This window comes from Furfurilactobacillus curtus (assembly GCF_054657915.1).
Genome location: NZ_BAAHXU010000001.1, coordinates 75,974 through 91,410 on the forward strand (window position 1 = coordinate 75,974; position 15,437 = coordinate 91,410).

Annotated in this window: 14 protein-coding genes; 10 read left to right on the top strand and 4 right to left on the bottom strand. The window is 41.8% G+C overall.

Going from position 1 to position 15,437, the window contains the following annotated elements; genetic code table 11:
* Positions 1-3 precede the first annotated feature (3 nt).
* Complete coding sequence (gene guaA / locus ACYQ0Y_RS00505) at positions 4-1,563, top strand: glutamine-hydrolyzing GMP synthase (RefSeq protein ID WP_407882018.1); 1,560 nt, start codon at positions 4-6, stop codon at positions 1,561-1,563.
* 138 nt (positions 1,564-1,701) lie between these two features.
* Here the strand turns inward: guaA and ACYQ0Y_RS00510 are convergent, their stop codons facing one another.
* Positions 1,702-1,983, bottom strand: a complete 282-nt coding sequence (locus tag ACYQ0Y_RS00510) for a hypothetical protein (protein ID WP_407882019.1) — start codon at positions 1,981-1,983, stop codon at positions 1,702-1,704.
* Between the two features lie 749 nt (positions 1,984-2,732).
* Here ACYQ0Y_RS00510 and ACYQ0Y_RS00515 point away from each other — a divergent pair.
* From ACYQ0Y_RS00515 to ACYQ0Y_RS00525, 3 genes are all read left to right on the top strand, one after another.
* Entirely contained in the window at positions 2,733-3,782 is a 1,050-nt protein-coding gene (locus tag ACYQ0Y_RS00515) for a hypothetical protein (RefSeq protein WP_407882021.1), read from the top strand.
* Entirely contained in the window at positions 3,760-4,137 is a 378-nt protein-coding gene (locus ACYQ0Y_RS00520) for an ASCH domain-containing protein (RefSeq protein WP_407882023.1), read from the top strand. The genes ACYQ0Y_RS00515 and ACYQ0Y_RS00520 overlap by 23 nt, the downstream gene beginning before the upstream one ends.
* 660 nt (positions 4,138-4,797) lie before the next feature.
* Positions 4,798-5,088, top strand: a complete 291-nt coding sequence (locus tag ACYQ0Y_RS00525) for a hypothetical protein (protein ID WP_407882025.1) — start codon at positions 4,798-4,800, stop codon at positions 5,086-5,088.
* 294 nt (positions 5,089-5,382) lie between these two features.
* Here the strand turns inward: ACYQ0Y_RS00525 and ACYQ0Y_RS00530 are convergent, their stop codons facing one another.
* Positions 5,383-5,712 (bottom strand): helix-turn-helix domain-containing protein, encoded by a 330-nt coding sequence (locus ACYQ0Y_RS00530; RefSeq protein ID WP_407882026.1) that lies wholly within the window; start codon positions 5,710-5,712, stop codon positions 5,383-5,385.
* 223 nt (positions 5,713-5,935) lie between these two features.
* Here ACYQ0Y_RS00530 and ACYQ0Y_RS00535 point away from each other — a divergent pair, with 223 nt between their 5' ends.
* From ACYQ0Y_RS00535 to ACYQ0Y_RS00555, 5 genes are all read left to right on the top strand, one after another.
* Positions 5,936-8,626 carry an SEC10/PgrA surface exclusion domain-containing protein gene (locus ACYQ0Y_RS00535; protein WP_407882028.1) on the top strand — a complete coding sequence of 897 codons (2,691 nt, stop codon included), beginning with the start codon at positions 5,936-5,938 and terminating at the stop codon, positions 8,624-8,626.
* 49 nt (positions 8,627-8,675) lie between these two features.
* Complete coding sequence (locus ACYQ0Y_RS00540) at positions 8,676-9,233, top strand: hypothetical protein (protein ID WP_407882030.1); 558 nt, start codon at positions 8,676-8,678, stop codon at positions 9,231-9,233.
* A gap of 118 nt (positions 9,234-9,351) precedes the next feature.
* A complete protein-coding gene (locus ACYQ0Y_RS00545) occupies positions 9,352-9,888 on the top strand; it encodes a hypothetical protein (protein ID WP_407882032.1) in 537 nt (178 codons plus the stop codon).
* 33 nt (positions 9,889-9,921) lie between these two features.
* A complete protein-coding gene (locus ACYQ0Y_RS00550) occupies positions 9,922-10,962 on the top strand; it encodes a DUF6287 domain-containing protein (protein ID WP_407882033.1) in 1,041 nt (346 codons plus the stop codon).
* 112 nt (positions 10,963-11,074) lie between these two features.
* Positions 11,075-11,551 carry a nucleoside 2-deoxyribosyltransferase gene (locus ACYQ0Y_RS00555; RefSeq protein WP_407882035.1) on the top strand — a complete coding sequence of 159 codons (477 nt, stop codon included), beginning with the start codon at positions 11,075-11,077 and terminating at the stop codon, positions 11,549-11,551.
* A 68-nt stretch (positions 11,552-11,619) separates the two neighbouring features.
* Here the strand turns inward: ACYQ0Y_RS00555 and ACYQ0Y_RS00560 are convergent, their stop codons facing one another.
* Positions 11,620-12,309: a YoaK family protein gene (locus ACYQ0Y_RS00560; protein WP_407882036.1), complete on the bottom strand. Its 690-nt coding sequence runs from the start codon at positions 12,307-12,309 to the stop codon at positions 11,620-11,622.
* Positions 12,310-12,496: 187 nt separating this feature from the next.
* Here ACYQ0Y_RS00560 and ACYQ0Y_RS00565 point away from each other — a divergent pair, with 187 nt between their 5' ends.
* Positions 12,497-12,718 (top strand): hypothetical protein, encoded by a 222-nt coding sequence (locus tag ACYQ0Y_RS00565; protein ID WP_407882038.1) that lies wholly within the window; start codon positions 12,497-12,499, stop codon positions 12,716-12,718.
* A 111-nt stretch (positions 12,719-12,829) separates the two neighbouring features.
* Here the strand turns inward: ACYQ0Y_RS00565 and ACYQ0Y_RS00570 are convergent, their stop codons facing one another.
* Positions 12,830-15,421, bottom strand: a complete 2,592-nt coding sequence (locus tag ACYQ0Y_RS00570; protein WP_407882039.1) for a YfhO family protein — start codon at positions 15,419-15,421, stop codon at positions 12,830-12,832.
* Positions 15,422-15,437 lie beyond the last annotated feature (16 nt).

The window sequence follows — 15,437 nt, forward strand, 5'->3', positions numbered from 1 at the left end:
CCCATGCAAACAATGGATCAAACAAAATTTGATCGGGTAGTTGTATTAGACTTTGGCAGTCAGTACAATCAGTTGATTACTCGACGAATTCGCGAATTTGGTGTTTATTCTGAATTGAAACCGCACACGATGACGCCAACTCAAATTAAACAGATGGGCGTTAAAGCGATTATTTTTTCCGGTGGTCCCAACAGTGTTTATGCAAAAGACGCGTTGACGGTTGACCCAGCCATCTATGAATTAGGCCTACCGATTCTAGGGATCTGTTACGGCATGCAGTTAATGGCTAAAGACCTGCCTGGTGGCCAAGTGGTGCCAGCTGAGGATAACGGGGACTATGGTCAATCCACCATGCATATCGATGATCAACAGTCGCCACTTTTCAAGGGGATGGCTGCTGATCAGCAGGTGTTGATGAGCCATGGTGATTACGTTAAACAACTGCCCGATGGTTTTGAAAAAATTGGCAGTAGCGCTAATTCACCAGTGGCAGCGATGCAAAATGTCGCGCGGGGTTTTTACGGACTTCAATTTCATCCGGAGGTACGTCTGACTGAACACGGCAACGACATTTTACGCCACTTTGTCTTTGACATTGCTGGCGCCACCGCTAACTGGACGATGAGTGATTTCATCGATATGCAATTGGCCGAGATTAAGCAAACGGTCGGGGATAAGAAGGTCTTATTAGGCTTATCTGGTGGGGTAGATTCCAGTGTGGTCGCTGTATTGTTGCACCAAGCAATCGGCGACCAATTAACCGCCGTGTTTGTTGATCATGGTTTGTTACGTAAAGATGAAGCCCAGCAAGTGCTCGATAGTCTACAAGGCAAGTTTGGTGTGAATATCGTCGCAGTTGATGCCAGTGATCGTTTCTTAGGAAAACTAGCCGGGGTAACGGATCCTGAAACCAAACGAAAGATTATCGGTAAGGAATTTATTGAGGTCTTCAGTGACGAAGCCCGCAAGTTAGATGGGGTCGACTTCCTTGCCCAAGGCACGTTGTACACGGATGTGATTGAATCCGGTACGGATACCGCGCAGACGATTAAATCCCATCATAATGTCGGTGGTCTTCCAGAAGACCTGCACTTTAAACTGATTGAACCGTTAAATAAGCTGTTTAAAGATGAAGTGCGTAAGCTTGGCGAAGAGCTCGGTATGCCTCATGAACTCGTGTGGCGGCAACCGTTCCCAGGTCCAGGATTAGCAATTCGGGTGCTCGGCGCAGTCACCCCAGCCAAGTTGACACTGGTACGCGAATCAGATGCGATTTTGCGTGCTGAATTTGCCGCTGCTGGCTTGGATGAGACTGTTTGGCAATATTTCACCGCTTTACCTGGCATTCAAAGTGTCGGCGTGATGGGCGATGGACGGACGTACGACGAAGCCATCGTGATTCGAGCCGTCACCAGTGTCGACGGCATGACCGCCGAATTTGCTGAAGTTCCTTGGACGGTGCTTGGTAAGGTATCAGCTCGCATTGTCAATGAAGTACCAGGGGTGAACCGCGTCCTGTATGATATTACAGGCAAGCCACCGGCAACGATTGAGTACGAATAGAATGTAAAATAAACAGCCATTATCTGTGGGTAACTATCCTTAGATAATGGCTGTTTTTCGATTGTCTAGCTATTCTCAAATTTGATAGTTTCGTATATTTTAGTACCGATTTTTGGGAGAAAATCTGGGAGATTTATTTTAAAGCATTTTCTCCCAGATGTATCGCTTGATTCCGTCCATAACATGCAACATGCCAGCCTCTGTTCCACGGGTGTACTCTTCTGTCATCTGAACATGTTTATGGCCTAACCAGTGCATGACGTCCATTTGGTGAAATAACCTTGTAGGCGGCCTTTTGACCAACTCGAATAATTTCTGGGAACCATCTACGCGATTTTTAGGGCAAATGTAATGATCGCTTAGTAAGAGGTCCTGATTAGTTTTGTTCTCAACTACTAATTGTGTTGTCCAATCTGCCATATCAATTTTTCCTTTTTTGAGGAGAAATTTGCTACCAAGCTGGCCAGCTTGCTCACTAAAATCTTATCAATCTCAGTATAGCAGCATTTTGGAGGGCGATAATTTGGCAATCTATATCGAAACACTACTTCCAGACATTGACCGAAAGCAGATCACTGCTGATGTTCGTCAATTATTCAGCAAATATTTTTAGTGGTTTCGGCGGTATGTAAATGAGGACTTGACCGCGCTAAAATCGCCGGTAAGTGATGACATGCCTAAATTACCTAGTTTTCGCAATACCGCAGAAGAAAGCATTAGTCGGCAATTAGTTGCACAGGCTGTGTATGACGAAGTTGTATGGTCAATTGACAGTTGTAAGCGACCAAGCAAAAAATTCTTATGGCATGTTATCTGTATGATGTGGCAGACTTTGATGTCCAGTCTAAGATGAATGTTGAACACACTCGTTACAACAAGCTAAAAACGAATGCATTAGTAAAGTTTGCTGCTGTGTTTGACAAGTATAGTTCCGAGTATGACCTTCACGTCTATAAAAAAGTGGACTTTTAGCGGATAAAGAGCGGACAAAAAACGGACTTGAACCGATGTATAGTGATAACGTGACATAGTTAAGGTGAAAACCAGCACAGCATTTCACCCCTTTGCCAGTTCTATTCATTCATGGGAGCGCTGCAACGTTATTGTAACAGTGTTAATTTTATTGTTTAATAAGAGTGAATGAATAAAAGTAAGCGGGGAATAATGAAATGGCAAACGATGTTCTAGGTGAAAAGAAATTTTCAGAAATCAACGTGAACGATTCATTTTTTGATGATTTGCGTGTGAGATATAGGGGATTCAACGAATGGTTTCTGAAAAAAAGTAAAGCTAATGAGAAAGCTCTCACTGTATTTGATGGGGACAAGCTTATTGCGTTTTTGTATTTAAAAACCGAGGAAGGTGATGACGATACTATTGATCCAGATATCTCGACCTATAAAAAGAGGCTGAAGGTTGGAACCTTTAAGGTTGAATCTCATGGTACTGTTCTTGGAAATAGATTGATTTCATTTCTTTTACATCGCTTTATTGAAGGGAATTATGATGCTTGTTACGTTACTATGTATGATAATTTGGAGTATTTAAAAGACTTATTTACGCGCTACGGTTTTAGACAATATGGTGTTAGACGTGACACGGGAGAAACAGTGCTGGTTAGGGACTTAGCTGTAATGGAAACTATATCAAAAAACTTTCCACGCTTTAATTTGCTTGGAACAAAGTATCTTCTTTCCATTTTACCGAAGTTTCATACTGCATTATTTCCAGAATCTCGCCTAAATAATGAAGGTGCTTTTAAAACTGAAGATGTATCGGAAACAAATTCGATCGAAAAAACCTACCTGACTAACATGAGAGAAGTGCGAAATGCTTGTTCTGGAGATAAATTGATTATTTATAGAACCGCAAATGGCGGAAGTGCTGAGTATACTTCTGTTGCAACTTCAGTATGTACAGTCACCGATAATAGGGATATTAGCGAATTTACATCTTTTGAAGCTTTTAAAGCGTATGTTACTAAGCAGTCAATTTTCTCAGAAACGGAGCTTCGTGATTTTTGGCAGAATCGGAGGTATCCAATTATTCTTAGATTTCAGTACGATGTTGCTCTTAAGCATAGGGTAAATAGGCATGACCTAATTGAAATCTGTGGTTTAGATCGAAATGGTTATCCAGGATTTATGGCGTTAGATAATGCCGTATTTTCAAATGTGTTGCGAGAGGGGAGACTCAATGAAAGCTTTATTATCGATTAAACCAGAATTTGTCAGCCGAATAAAAGATGGAGAAAAGAGATTTGAGTTCCGTAAAATACAATTTAAGCAACCGGTTCAAACGATCGTGGTATACGCTACAAGACCACTCGGAAAAGTTGTTGGGGAGTTTACAGTAAAAAATGTTTTGGCTGACAAACCGGAAATGATATGGGATGCTACAAAAGATGGAGCAGGTGTAAGCAAAACCTTTTTTGATGAGTATTATGAAAACCATAAGGTTGCTGTTGCCATAGAAATTGGAGATTTTTTCTCTTATAAAAAACCAATGTCCTTGACCGATTTTGATGAGTCTCTTTCGGTTGCTCCTCAATCATTCTGTTATTTGGGTAGTTGAAATACGATTAATCTCAGAAAAATTGGATAGTAGATGAGGTACTTTGAAACAAAAGAATATAACACCGCAACAGCGGAATTTTGTGGATGAGTATGGTATCTTCGGAAAAATGGTTGAAACAGCAATTAAAGCGAGGTTGGCTAGCAGAACTACGTCCCTTGGGACGTAGTTATTTTGTCCACATAGAGTGCGCTTTAAACTTAACCAGTAGGGGGTTAGGAAGCCCAATGTGCAGTTAATCATATTCGACCTCCACCACCGAGCCTGACGACTACTCGGTGGCTTTTACATATCAAAAATTCGAAAGTTGAGGCATCGTTATGAGGAACATTTAAGAAGAGCTAATTAAGGAGTTACACGCACTTAACGTGAAGTATAATCACCGTGATTTGATGCGTAAACAGCTTCGAGCAGTGGATCTCTATGTACAAATTCGAATGCACATCGATGATTTGTGTTAAATGAACAATGGGTAAGATAGGATTCAGCTATATGACGAGGCGAGAAGCTGAAATCATTGGCCGGTTATGCAAACAGCATAAGAAAACCGATTCAGCCTAGTTCTGATGAGCGACGTCTTAACAGGCCTAAATTAGAACTTGGCACAAGCAGGATAAGAAATCCGAAGGTACAATTGGGCGTGAAAGGGTGTGAATAAATATGTATCGAATTGATGTAACTGAATATCCTAGTGGAGAAAATCCGCATGAGAGTATTGATATAGAAAGCATTGAAAAATTTCAATCACTGATAAATAAGATCAATAAGGAGTTTGGTAAAAACCGTGTCGATGTGTCGGACGTAACCAATGGTATTTCAACTGGCGACCGAGAATTCTATGAAGTTGACTTGATGAGACGGACTGGTAAGCACTTATATGATATGTGCGTTCATTATGAATATATTAAGGATTCAGGTATTATGGCAATTTTGCAAGGAACTCGAGATTAAATGATTAACGCTCGTGAGTTGGGCGTTTTTTTTGTCCAACAAATGATAGGGGTGTGGTGATATGTAATGACACTGAGCAAAAAAAACAACGTAAGTTTGCCCGTCAGTATTCCAAACTCTTCTAAAAATTATTATCAACGCTACTTGACGAAAACAAAAAATGATGTTGGTTTTTACCAACACCAGAAAGTACAGAGCCATTCAAATTTGATGATTTGTGGTTCCAAAAATGTAGTTATGCAAATTGAGGTTTAGATGTTAATGGTGACAGGCAAGATTACTGTTTTAGACTAATTAGTCGCCAGTTTGCCTATTTTGATTTTCAATAATGTCGTTTGCTTGTTCAATAACCGATATAAACTGTAGGACACTCTCCATTTGTGCGTCAGTTAAACCACCCATCTTAAATGGTAGATTGTCAGATATTCCTAATAAGTAATCAGAAGATGTATCTAGAATCGTGCAAAGTTTAACAAAAGTCTCCAGTGTTGGATAAGACAGTCCTTGTTCATAACTAGAGACTGTTCCTTTGCTAACGTTAAGACGTTTTGCAAGATCTAACTGAGTTAAGCGTTTTGATTTTCGTACTGCTTTCATTCTTTCACCAAAATAATCAATTGGCATTGCATCACCCTCGGTACAGGGTAGCAAAAGCATGTACGTAAAAATCCTGTATTTAATACATAAAATATTGACACTTTTGTCTAATTTTACTACCATAAGGTGTATTAAATACCAGAATAAATGGTATTTATGTTTTTGACTGAATTTTGAATATCAAGTCAGATAAGTGTCGAAAATCAAATTGGGTGGTTTATTAGACTCACGCATACGAGGAGCAATAATAATGATAAAACGAGCGAGTCAGCACGTATTTCTTCTATCCACAGCAATCCTAGCCGGTGTCAGTTTGACAAGTATTAATTTGTCACCGATTCACGCTGCTACTGTTTCCGTTACGGCTAATACTGTGCAAACCGATACATTAACAACTGCAAAACAAGACGCTACTTCGGCCCAAAGTGCAGTTGACGTCATTACAAATAATTCTGTTATTGCCAGTCAGATGGCAGCAAGTGCTGCTTCGACGTTGACTGAGGCAGCTTCAGTCCAAGCGGTTTCTAAAGATAACTTAGACCAGGCTAAAGCTTCTGAGAGTAGCGCGCTTAGCATGGCTGATATGGCAACTCCGAGTGCGATCAGTTCCGCTAACGCTGCACTCAGTAGTCAAACTGCAATCAATCAGTCATTGAGTAGTCAAGTTTCAACTGATCAAATCATTGTCAGTGATTACAAAAATAATGTTGCTACTGCTCAATCTGAAGTAGCTGGTGCCCAAGAACGCTCTAATGAAGTTAAGCAATCAGTGGCGGAGGCACAGACAAATGTTGATCAAGCGCAGTCAGCTCTGAAAAATGATGATGGTACTTCTGCCGCTACAAACTTACTTGCAGCTCAGCAGAAGCTCACTTCAGCACAATCCGCAGCCTCATCCGCAAAGGCCACTGTGGATGAGGCAACGGGAGCTGTCAGTGCAGCTACTGATGATGTGAACTTAGCCGAAAACAGTGTCAAGTCAACGAATCAGTCTGTTGATGAGGCCAATAATGTTGCCTCTGCTGCCAACGAAGCGTTGTCGGAAGCACAGGAGCAACTGTCAGCGGCACAAGGACAAAATGGGAGTGACGGTTCAATCAAGATTAATAGTGATTATATAGATGCCTTGAGTGCTCTATATAACGCAAATTTACATAGAGGCGCTATCGATGATGATGAGTACGAGTCACTATTAAAAAATGTGTCAAGTGCTGCGCAGAAGTTGGCAAGCTCTTTTGTTTCTAATTTCGTTCCTTCTCCTGTAGATGAAACTGTTCACATTGATAATGAGACTGATCTAACAAAAGATGTTCTCATTACGCTTTCCACGTACGCAGCTGCACTGATTAATTCAATTCGAAGCCAAGCAGGAATTCTTGGGGTCGTTGTGTCACAGGGCTCAGTAAAATATGCTCAAGATGTTGCTCGTGCTTACGAGGCAGATAACTGGGATTGGTTAACAAGTGGGCATGATTTTGATGCCCTTATTCGTACGGCCCAGGCTAGCGGAATAAATGGTTATGGGGAGGACATGGGCGCAGGATTCACTGTAGGTAGTAAATGGAATTTAACATTAGCAGATTTTAAATCTGCGATTTACAACAATGTCGTGGGAATGTTATTTAGCGATGCTATTTCTAATTGGGGACATTCACTGTCAGTTCTTGGCATTGGGCAATCATCGTTGGCTGTGAAGGAGGGTTTTTCGCAAAGTTTTGGCACTTCCTTCAGTCAATGGATAGGACATTATTCTGATGGTGATAGTTTCACGGATCTGGCCCTGCATTTTGAAATTTTACCAAATCAGTCTATTCCTTTGGACAATCCAAACTTTGATACAACTCAAATTCCTATTCCGCCATTAAAAGAATCGTCAGTTGATCTTACGGCATTAACAAATACTGTTAACGAAAAGCAGACATTAGTTGATAGTGCAACTGCAAAGTTAGCAGAAGCCAAAACTGCTGCTTCTGCGGCGGAAGCAGCTTTAAACTCTGCTCAACAGCAATTGCAAAAAGCTAAATTAGATCAGAATAAAGCCATCACTATTTTGAATACTGCAAATGAAGTGGTTACTCAAGTTAGCGGTGAGGTTGAGACAGCTCAAGATGCTGTTAACGATTTAAGTACCAATGTAACAGATAAGTTGGCTGTGTTAACTTCGGCTAAAAATGCATTAACGTTGGCTCAATCGGAACAGCAAAACGCAGCAAAAGCTTTGTCATCTAAGCAAACACTATTGGATCAAATGCAATCCAAGTTGACTACTGCTGAAACAAAACTGGATCATGATCAGCAGGCTTTGCAAGACGCAATGAGGATGTTAGGAAACGATCAGGAACAGCTGACGGCGCTAACCGATGCTTCCACTAATTTAGCAAATGTTAAAAAAGATGTAATTAAGGCGCAGGTCGCTTATGATCAGGCAACTGCATCACTAATGACAGCCCAAAAGGCTGCTAATACCACCGATGTTGCACAGCAACAATTACAAATTCAATTAGAAAGTGCTCGACAAGTCTTGGCTGCTGCGCAAGCTAAGTTAGAAAAGCTACAGCAACGGGCGACGATGAATCAACAACTTGATATTATGACGACGGATGATCACGATAATAAGCCTGAGCCTGATAAACAAACGACGTTAGCGATGAATTCATTGAGCCAAACATCGTCGACTACTGATTTATCAAGGGTGGAAACACCTTCAAAAGGCTATAGTAAAGCGATTTCAATGATTTCTCCTGCTAAGAAACAAATTGAAAATTTAAATAGTCGACAGTTGCTTAACCCGGACGTTAAACGTGGCCTCCCACACACTAATGTTTCGAATAAAGAATCTAAGTCCATTTTAGCCGTATTTGTTGCTGAAATGATGAGCTTGTTTGGCTTACTCATAGTTGACCGTAAACGGTCAACTATGAGTAAGCACGCACGATATTAGTTAGTTGGTGATACTAACTCGAACCTAATTTAGACGGGGGATAAATAAGATGAGCAAGGAAGAAATTATCGCCTTTTTGGTGCAAAAAAAGAACTTGACGTCTGCAGTTCAGAATGCCCGAGCAGATGTAGCGTCTGCCCAAAAGGATCTTAACAGAGTTAAGAAACGATTTAGAACGATGCTGATTGTTTCATTGCTTATTGCATTGGTTACTTTTACGAGCGGTGAGATGTTTTTGATTTGGGTGATTTTCGTTGGCGTTGTTTGTTATTTTCGTTTTCGGGATGGCAAACGAATCAACACAACATTGCGTGAGGCTACGAGAAATTTAGCCAACGAAGAGCAACAACCAGATTATCAAAAAGGCATGCAAGATTTTCCTCAAAAATTTTATAGTTATTGGACAATCGATCGCCTAATTCATTTAGTGCAAGAAAATCGAGCGACTACTTTACAAGAAGCTTTTAATGTGGCAGAAACTCAAGATTTTCAACATGATCAATTGGCGATTCAACAAGAAAACTTAGCGGTATCTAAATCAACAAATAGTGCGGCAAAAACGTCGGCCATTGCAAACGTATTTACCGCGATGAATACGCGAAGATAAGTAGTATAAGCGTGGACAATCCCATGTCACAAGTCAGTTTGATATGGGATTGTTTTGTGTCGAAAACGATTATTTGTCGCTAAGCAATGGTTAAAACAAATAAGGAGACAATTTACAAATGTCAGAAGGAAAAAACGATAAGTCAAAAAGTAATGGTGCGTTGAACAATTTCAAGCAGCAAGCAGATCAGTTAGCCGACATGGTTAGCCAGAAGACAGGACGAAAAATCACGAGTCGATGGTTGGTTGGCGTGGTTGCCGCCATTGTAGTGGTGATTTTTGTGATTGTTCTGGCGTTACCGAAGCATCTTAGTGGGACGTATGAGTATAGTGAAAAAGGAATCTTTGATGTCAAAACCACTGAATCGTGGACTTTCTCGGGTGGGAAGTTTAGTGAGAAATTCGTCGATGAAGGCCCTAATCCAAATTATGGCATGTCAGGTAAAAAGGGTCTTCATAAAACCAGTACGGAAACCAGCCATATAGCCGGAACTTACAAAATTGATAAAGACAAATTAACCATCGAATCAAATGCCGGCAAGGTTGCGGTTGCCCGATTATCGAAAGATAAAAAATCGTTTGTTTTAACTGGAAATAGCGATCATTTGATCGATTTTCCAAATGGGACTGTTTATAGCAAAAAAGCTGACAAGTAGCAAGACTAATTGACTAAATGTAGGAGCTTCAAAATGAAAAAAATAGTAATCGGAATGGTAGGACTACTCACCTTATTGACCCTGTCAGCCTGTGGACAGGGCCATCAGAAGGCAAGCAATCCGTCCCAGCCAACAAGTTCAAAAAAGACAATGAAGAAGGCTGCAACGCCTAAAGTGACAATGGACCTAGCACAAATCAAGGCAGGCAATTATAAGAGCCTTAAAGGAACTTGGACAGAAATTTCGACAACGGATAATGAACGCATCAGTGGGGGTAAACAGTCATTAACGGATACACTGACGATTTCTAACCATGTCATTTCAAACAATGGTAAACCTTTGCTGCAGGGCGATATTCTGTTTGATCAAGATGAACAACACCAAGTGATTTTTAAAACTAACAATAATGTACTTACTGGGACATTGGCAGATCAAAATGTTCCGATCAACTGGTCGGTAACCTTTTATCCCGTTGGCACAACGAGTCAGTATCAAGCCGATAGTAAAGGTAAAAATACCAAAAATTTAATTGTTGTTTGGACGAGTAATAATTCGTATACTCAAGTTTTTGCTCAAGCAGTCAACGGAAAGCATTCGACAAAGCCGACAACTAAGCAATCTGACAGCTCAAGCCAAGCTGCTTCAAGTCAGCAACCGACTGACAAGACAGCGGGACAATCAGCGATTGATTTATCACAAATTGGCGCTAATAATTTCGCCAGCCTAGTCGGTACTTGGAAAAACACTGCTGGTCAAACGATTGTCGTGACTGATCAAGTAGCGACTAAACCAGCTGGATCAAGTGCTACCTTTGACAAAGGAGCCGTCGTGAGCGGACAAGATCACGATGGTTACCCAACCGTGATTGCTAGCGGATCGGTTAGCGATGGTTACATGAATGGTTCGATGGGCTCATTTGATCCCAATATCAAAACGTCACCGTTTCAACCATTAGCCATCGTTCCTAAAGGTGTTCAGCTATCGGCTGGTGATCATTCAGACTCGTCTAAAGATCGGTTGATTGTTGGCGGCATTCAGTCTACTTCAAGTGACGATGTTTATTATCATCAGTGAACTTTATAGTGGCGCTTGGGCTGAGATAAATAAGTTAACAGTCTTTTTCCGTCAGAAATCTTCTCTGATTTTCGGTATACTTAACCTATCCTAAAGAAGTGAGGTTATCTCGATGTATCGAAATAAGGTTTACTTAGCGAGTCCATTTTTCTCTGACGAGCAAAAAGCCCGCCTTGAAACAGTGGTGGCGGTATTGCGGCAGAATCCAACGATCGCTGGCGATGATATTTTTATTCCTCAAGAGCATCAAGAAGAATCGTTGCCGTTTGGTTCCTTTAAGTGGCAAGATGCGGTATTCGCCAGTGATACGCGTCAGGTTAAACGGGCCGATGTGGTGGTTGCCATTTTGGATTATAAACACGAAGATGGCAATCCAGAACCAGATGCCGGTACCATTTTTGAAATCGGGGCCGCCTGGGCGTGGCACATTCCGGTGGTGATGGTGCAATTTAATCCTGAAAATGAATTGAATTTGATGCTGGCGCGGTCATTAACCGCGATGTTTACCGGTGATAAGATTGCGAATGGTTTAGCAACGTACGACTTCAATAATTTGCCAACTCGTTACAGTGATATGAAAGTATTCTAAAAAAATAAACGTTACTAGCCCGTGTCATCCAAGACATCAGTTAGTAGCGTTATTTTTGACTGGTAAAATTAGTGACCATGATGCTGATCCCAAATCATCAGTCCGAGAACGATTAGTAAGATAATCACAACTCCTAATAGTGACTGTACGCCGATGGCTCTGGTCATGACTGTAGAGATGAACGCACCAATTCCAAAGCTGGCGGCCACCCAAAAGCTATCACGTAATAGCAAACGGCTAGTGGCGCGGTCACCGTGTCCAATGAGTAAGTTGAGCAAGGAGGCGCCAACCGTGCGCAAGTTCCCTGTGGTCATCGTTGTATTGTAGGGGTGATTGTTTAGAACTCGGAAAGTGTGAACCTGGAAGGCTGCAAATAGGGATAAGCCACTGGTGACGGCAAGACTGGGTAAAAATGGCAAAAACAGATCGATTAAGAATACGCCAGTTAATTCAGCAATAATGCTGAGCTCTTGCCAGATAATGGCACCTGGGCGATGAAATAATTGCTCAATGACATTAGCTAACCCGGCACCGATTACAAAACACAAAATTGGCACAATGTAGGCCAAAGCCTTGGTTAAATGGCCATCGGCGAGATTAAGCCCTAGTAAGATAACGTTCCCAGATTGAAGACTTGAAAAGACTTCACCATGGAAAATATACGTATAAGCGTCAAGATAACCGCCAACACCAGCGAGTAGCACCCCAGTGATGAGTGATTCATAGATGGGCCGGGATGGTGGGGTAGACGTCTGCATAGCAAGACTTCCTTTCACGCGAAATTTGTTTCACCATGGCTACCATTCTAGTCAGATTGCGTTTCAAATGCGATGATTTGTTCTCATTCATTTGCGTATTAATTTTTCACAAAACCGATACCAGTTGGTGGACAACTTAGCAGACAATCTGTATCCTTATGCCATTGATTGAAAGGACATAGGTCACATGATTACAAATACAGCAGCATTCTTAACCGATTTAAAGAAAATTCTTCGTGGTTCTTTTGATGATGACCAATATTTAGTTGAAGCTGTCGTCAATCGCCTGCAATTGTCTGATACGACGCATTATGAAGTGTCAAAATGGCGAGCCAACGATCATCAGGATCACGAGTTCACCTTTAAACAAAACGAAGACAACACTTATACTTATTTGACGGCTCGTTAATGAATGATTAACTGGTCCCTAATAAAAAGGCCGCTCATTCGATTCCTTAATGAATCGAATGAGCGGTATTTTTATTAATCGGGTTCTATTTGAGCGACATCTAGCAAGTACTTAGGGCTGTTTAGTGGTTTTTGCATTATATTTTCGGTGACGCTGATCCCACCAGAACAAGCCGGCGTACGTGATAAAGGCAAGTAAACTAATCACTAAACCCGCTCTGAATCCGGGAGTGACATAGGTCAAACGGATTTTATGATGACCAGGCGCAAGTGTCACCGCGCTTAAATTATGAGCAACCCGTTGAATCGGTTGTTGCCGACCATCTACGCTGACTTGCCAACCAGGATCATACGGAATGCTCAGGAACAAAAGTGGCTTATCTTTCGGCATGTCAATTGTGCCATGCAATCGATCTGGTCGCCAATGCGGCGTTAGTTGAAGGGTATGACGATGAAGCTGTTCAACAGAAGTCGAAAATTTATCAGCATCTAATGTCTTCACCCAACGTTCCGGATGGCTGATTAGGTGTTTAGAACTTACTTTCAATTGAAATGATTGTCCCTTGCGGAATCGACCTAACGATAATACCGCTTCAGAGGAAACACTTAGCTTGGTTTGCTTTTTTGTCTGATTGACGCGAATATTGGCGCTATCGACGGGAACATGGGGCAAGTACATATAAATAGGGCCGCTGGTTTGGGGCCGCAACGTGAAGGTATAATTGTAATGATCGACCGCTTGTTTTACCGTGGTTTGTTGCACCTCGACTGAGCGGAAGTAGTCTGTTTTACGACCAGTGATACCCTGCCACAAGTGATTTTGATTCGACAAGGCTTCGTGTGGCTTCAAAGTTACGTTTAATAAAGACTGGTTAGCCGCAAATCCTAACGGTAAAGCGTTTGGCAATGTAATCAGATCGTAGTCGTGCGGAGTCATACTCAACAAATAGCGAACCGCAAATAAGGTGTTGGTTAATTCTGTACTACCAGCTGAGCTAATCCGTCGTTCATTTTTACTATAGAATCCTAAGCGTTGTAAGGTAAGGCGTGTAGACTCGTTGAGGGTGGAACTGTATAGGTCAATACCATAGCTGTTAAACAATAGTGGATCATTGTAGTTGTTATAAACTTCGCCATAAGCAGCGTTCAATAATGAGTTCTGATTATCCACCCGGTAAAAAGCGTTTGTCTGTTGAATTTTTTTGAAATAGCGCTGTTCAATTGCAAAGTTACGTTGGTAGCGGGCTTGATTACCCAACTTGGCAGGGGCTAAGCCAAAATAAAAGTTAGCTCCTAATTCAAGTAACGTTAGTGCCGTTAAACTAAGGACGACCAGCCACCGTTTACCGTGAGATTGTCGTTTTAAAAGCCACCAGGCGAAAATCAACCCTAGGCTACTAATCAGCCAATAGATGGGACTAACGTAATAACTAGCGAGTGCGTCGCTTCGTCGCACGATGGGTTGCGCGATGATTGCCGTGATGTACCCGATCGCTAGTAGACTTAATCCGATGATTAAATTCCGAAATAAGTGGCGCTGATCGGTAAATGTATGGGCTTGCCAACTTTCATAAGCACACAATAACACGATGAAACTGAAAAAGTACGCATTTCGAAATGGGAATCCATTAGGTTGTTGCATCATGTGCCAGATGGTATTGAACAAAGTGATAAACATACTAATCGCCAGTGTTGCAAGTAAACCACCTAACGCCCACTTATGTCGCCGACCAATATTTTTTGCCGTAAAAAAGCCGAGACATAAAAGGATTGCCAAACTGCCTAAGTAGATGCTTGGATCATGTTCTAACCGTGCCGGGTAGTCAGCAGCGTTCATGCCAAGTTGTGCCAGTGCTTCGGGGCCAAACTGAGGGAGCGGTAAGAATGCCTTGACCGACAGGCTTTGTTTGCTCGTTCTCAACATACCCAATAGCGTGGGGTAAAGCACCACCAGCGAGCTCAGGCCACTTAAAATAGAGATCGTTAGATAGTGACCAATCAAACGCCGATGTGTTTGCCAATAAAGTCGCCAGGTGATACGACGTGGTGTCTGATCAAATTGCAAATAGATGAAGAAACAGAGCGAAAAAAGGCAGGTCATATAACCAAGATAATAGTTGGTGATAATGGTGGCCCATAACGCAAAAAAGTACAGCCGTGAATCGCGACCAGCCACAAGTGATCGTAGGCCTAGTGTCACCAACGGCAGTAGAATCAAAGCATCGAGCCACATGATGTCATAAAAATAGGTTGCCACAAAGCCACTCAAAGCAAATATGCTGGAAAAGAGTAAGTTTGACCAATTCGTATTGTGGTAGACTCGCCGCAGATAATAAGCGGTACTCAAGCCGATACTGCCGATTTTAAGGAGGATGATATACGTAACCGCCAGCGGGACCTGACTCGCCGGGAAAAAGAAAAGAATCAGGTTAAAGGGGCTTAACATGTAATAAGCAACTAATGGAAAAGCGTTATCACCTAAGGATAGGCTAAAAGAATAGAAAGAAAATTGGCCGGTTGTGATCACATGTCGAAATTGCGTCAACCAAGCAACATATTGGGTCCCCATATCGCTGATGAGTAAATTATGGGAGCCAAAGGGAGCAATTCCTAAGCAAGCAAAAACAATGCTCACCACTACCATTGGTAGCAGGAACGATCCTAGATCATAGTAAAAGCGTTTTTGTCCGTAGCGATTCATCATTGCATAAATTTCCTTT

Excerpts from the sequence above, each read along its gene's own strand:
- guaA (WP_407882018.1), top strand. The coding sequence starts at position 4 with ATGCAAACAATGGATCAAACAAAATTTGATCGGGTAGTTGTATTAGAC.
- ACYQ0Y_RS00510 (WP_407882019.1), bottom strand. The coding sequence starts at position 1,983 with ATGGCAGATTGGACAACACAATTAGTAGTTGAGAACAAAACTAATCAG.
- ACYQ0Y_RS00515 (WP_407882021.1), top strand. The coding sequence starts at position 2,733 with ATGGCAAACGATGTTCTAGGTGAAAAGAAATTTTCAGAAATCAACGTG.
- ACYQ0Y_RS00520 (WP_407882023.1), top strand. The coding sequence starts at position 3,760 with ATGAAAGCTTTATTATCGATTAAACCAGAATTTGTCAGCCGAATAAAA.
- ACYQ0Y_RS00525 (WP_407882025.1), top strand. The coding sequence starts at position 4,798 with ATGTATCGAATTGATGTAACTGAATATCCTAGTGGAGAAAATCCGCAT.
- ACYQ0Y_RS00530 (WP_407882026.1), bottom strand. The coding sequence starts at position 5,712 with ATGCCAATTGATTATTTTGGTGAAAGAATGAAAGCAGTACGAAAATCA.
- ACYQ0Y_RS00535 (WP_407882028.1), top strand. The coding sequence starts at position 5,936 with ATGATAAAACGAGCGAGTCAGCACGTATTTCTTCTATCCACAGCAATC.
- ACYQ0Y_RS00540 (WP_407882030.1), top strand. The coding sequence starts at position 8,676 with ATGAGCAAGGAAGAAATTATCGCCTTTTTGGTGCAAAAAAAGAACTTG.
- ACYQ0Y_RS00545 (WP_407882032.1), top strand. The coding sequence starts at position 9,352 with ATGTCAGAAGGAAAAAACGATAAGTCAAAAAGTAATGGTGCGTTGAAC.
- ACYQ0Y_RS00550 (WP_407882033.1), top strand. The coding sequence starts at position 9,922 with ATGAAAAAAATAGTAATCGGAATGGTAGGACTACTCACCTTATTGACC.
- ACYQ0Y_RS00555 (WP_407882035.1), top strand. The coding sequence starts at position 11,075 with ATGTATCGAAATAAGGTTTACTTAGCGAGTCCATTTTTCTCTGACGAG.
- ACYQ0Y_RS00560 (WP_407882036.1), bottom strand. The coding sequence starts at position 12,309 with ATGCAGACGTCTACCCCACCATCCCGGCCCATCTATGAATCACTCATC.
- ACYQ0Y_RS00565 (WP_407882038.1), top strand. The coding sequence starts at position 12,497 with ATGATTACAAATACAGCAGCATTCTTAACCGATTTAAAGAAAATTCTT.
- ACYQ0Y_RS00570 (WP_407882039.1), bottom strand. The coding sequence starts at position 15,421 with ATGATGAATCGCTACGGACAAAAACGCTTTTACTATGATCTAGGATCG.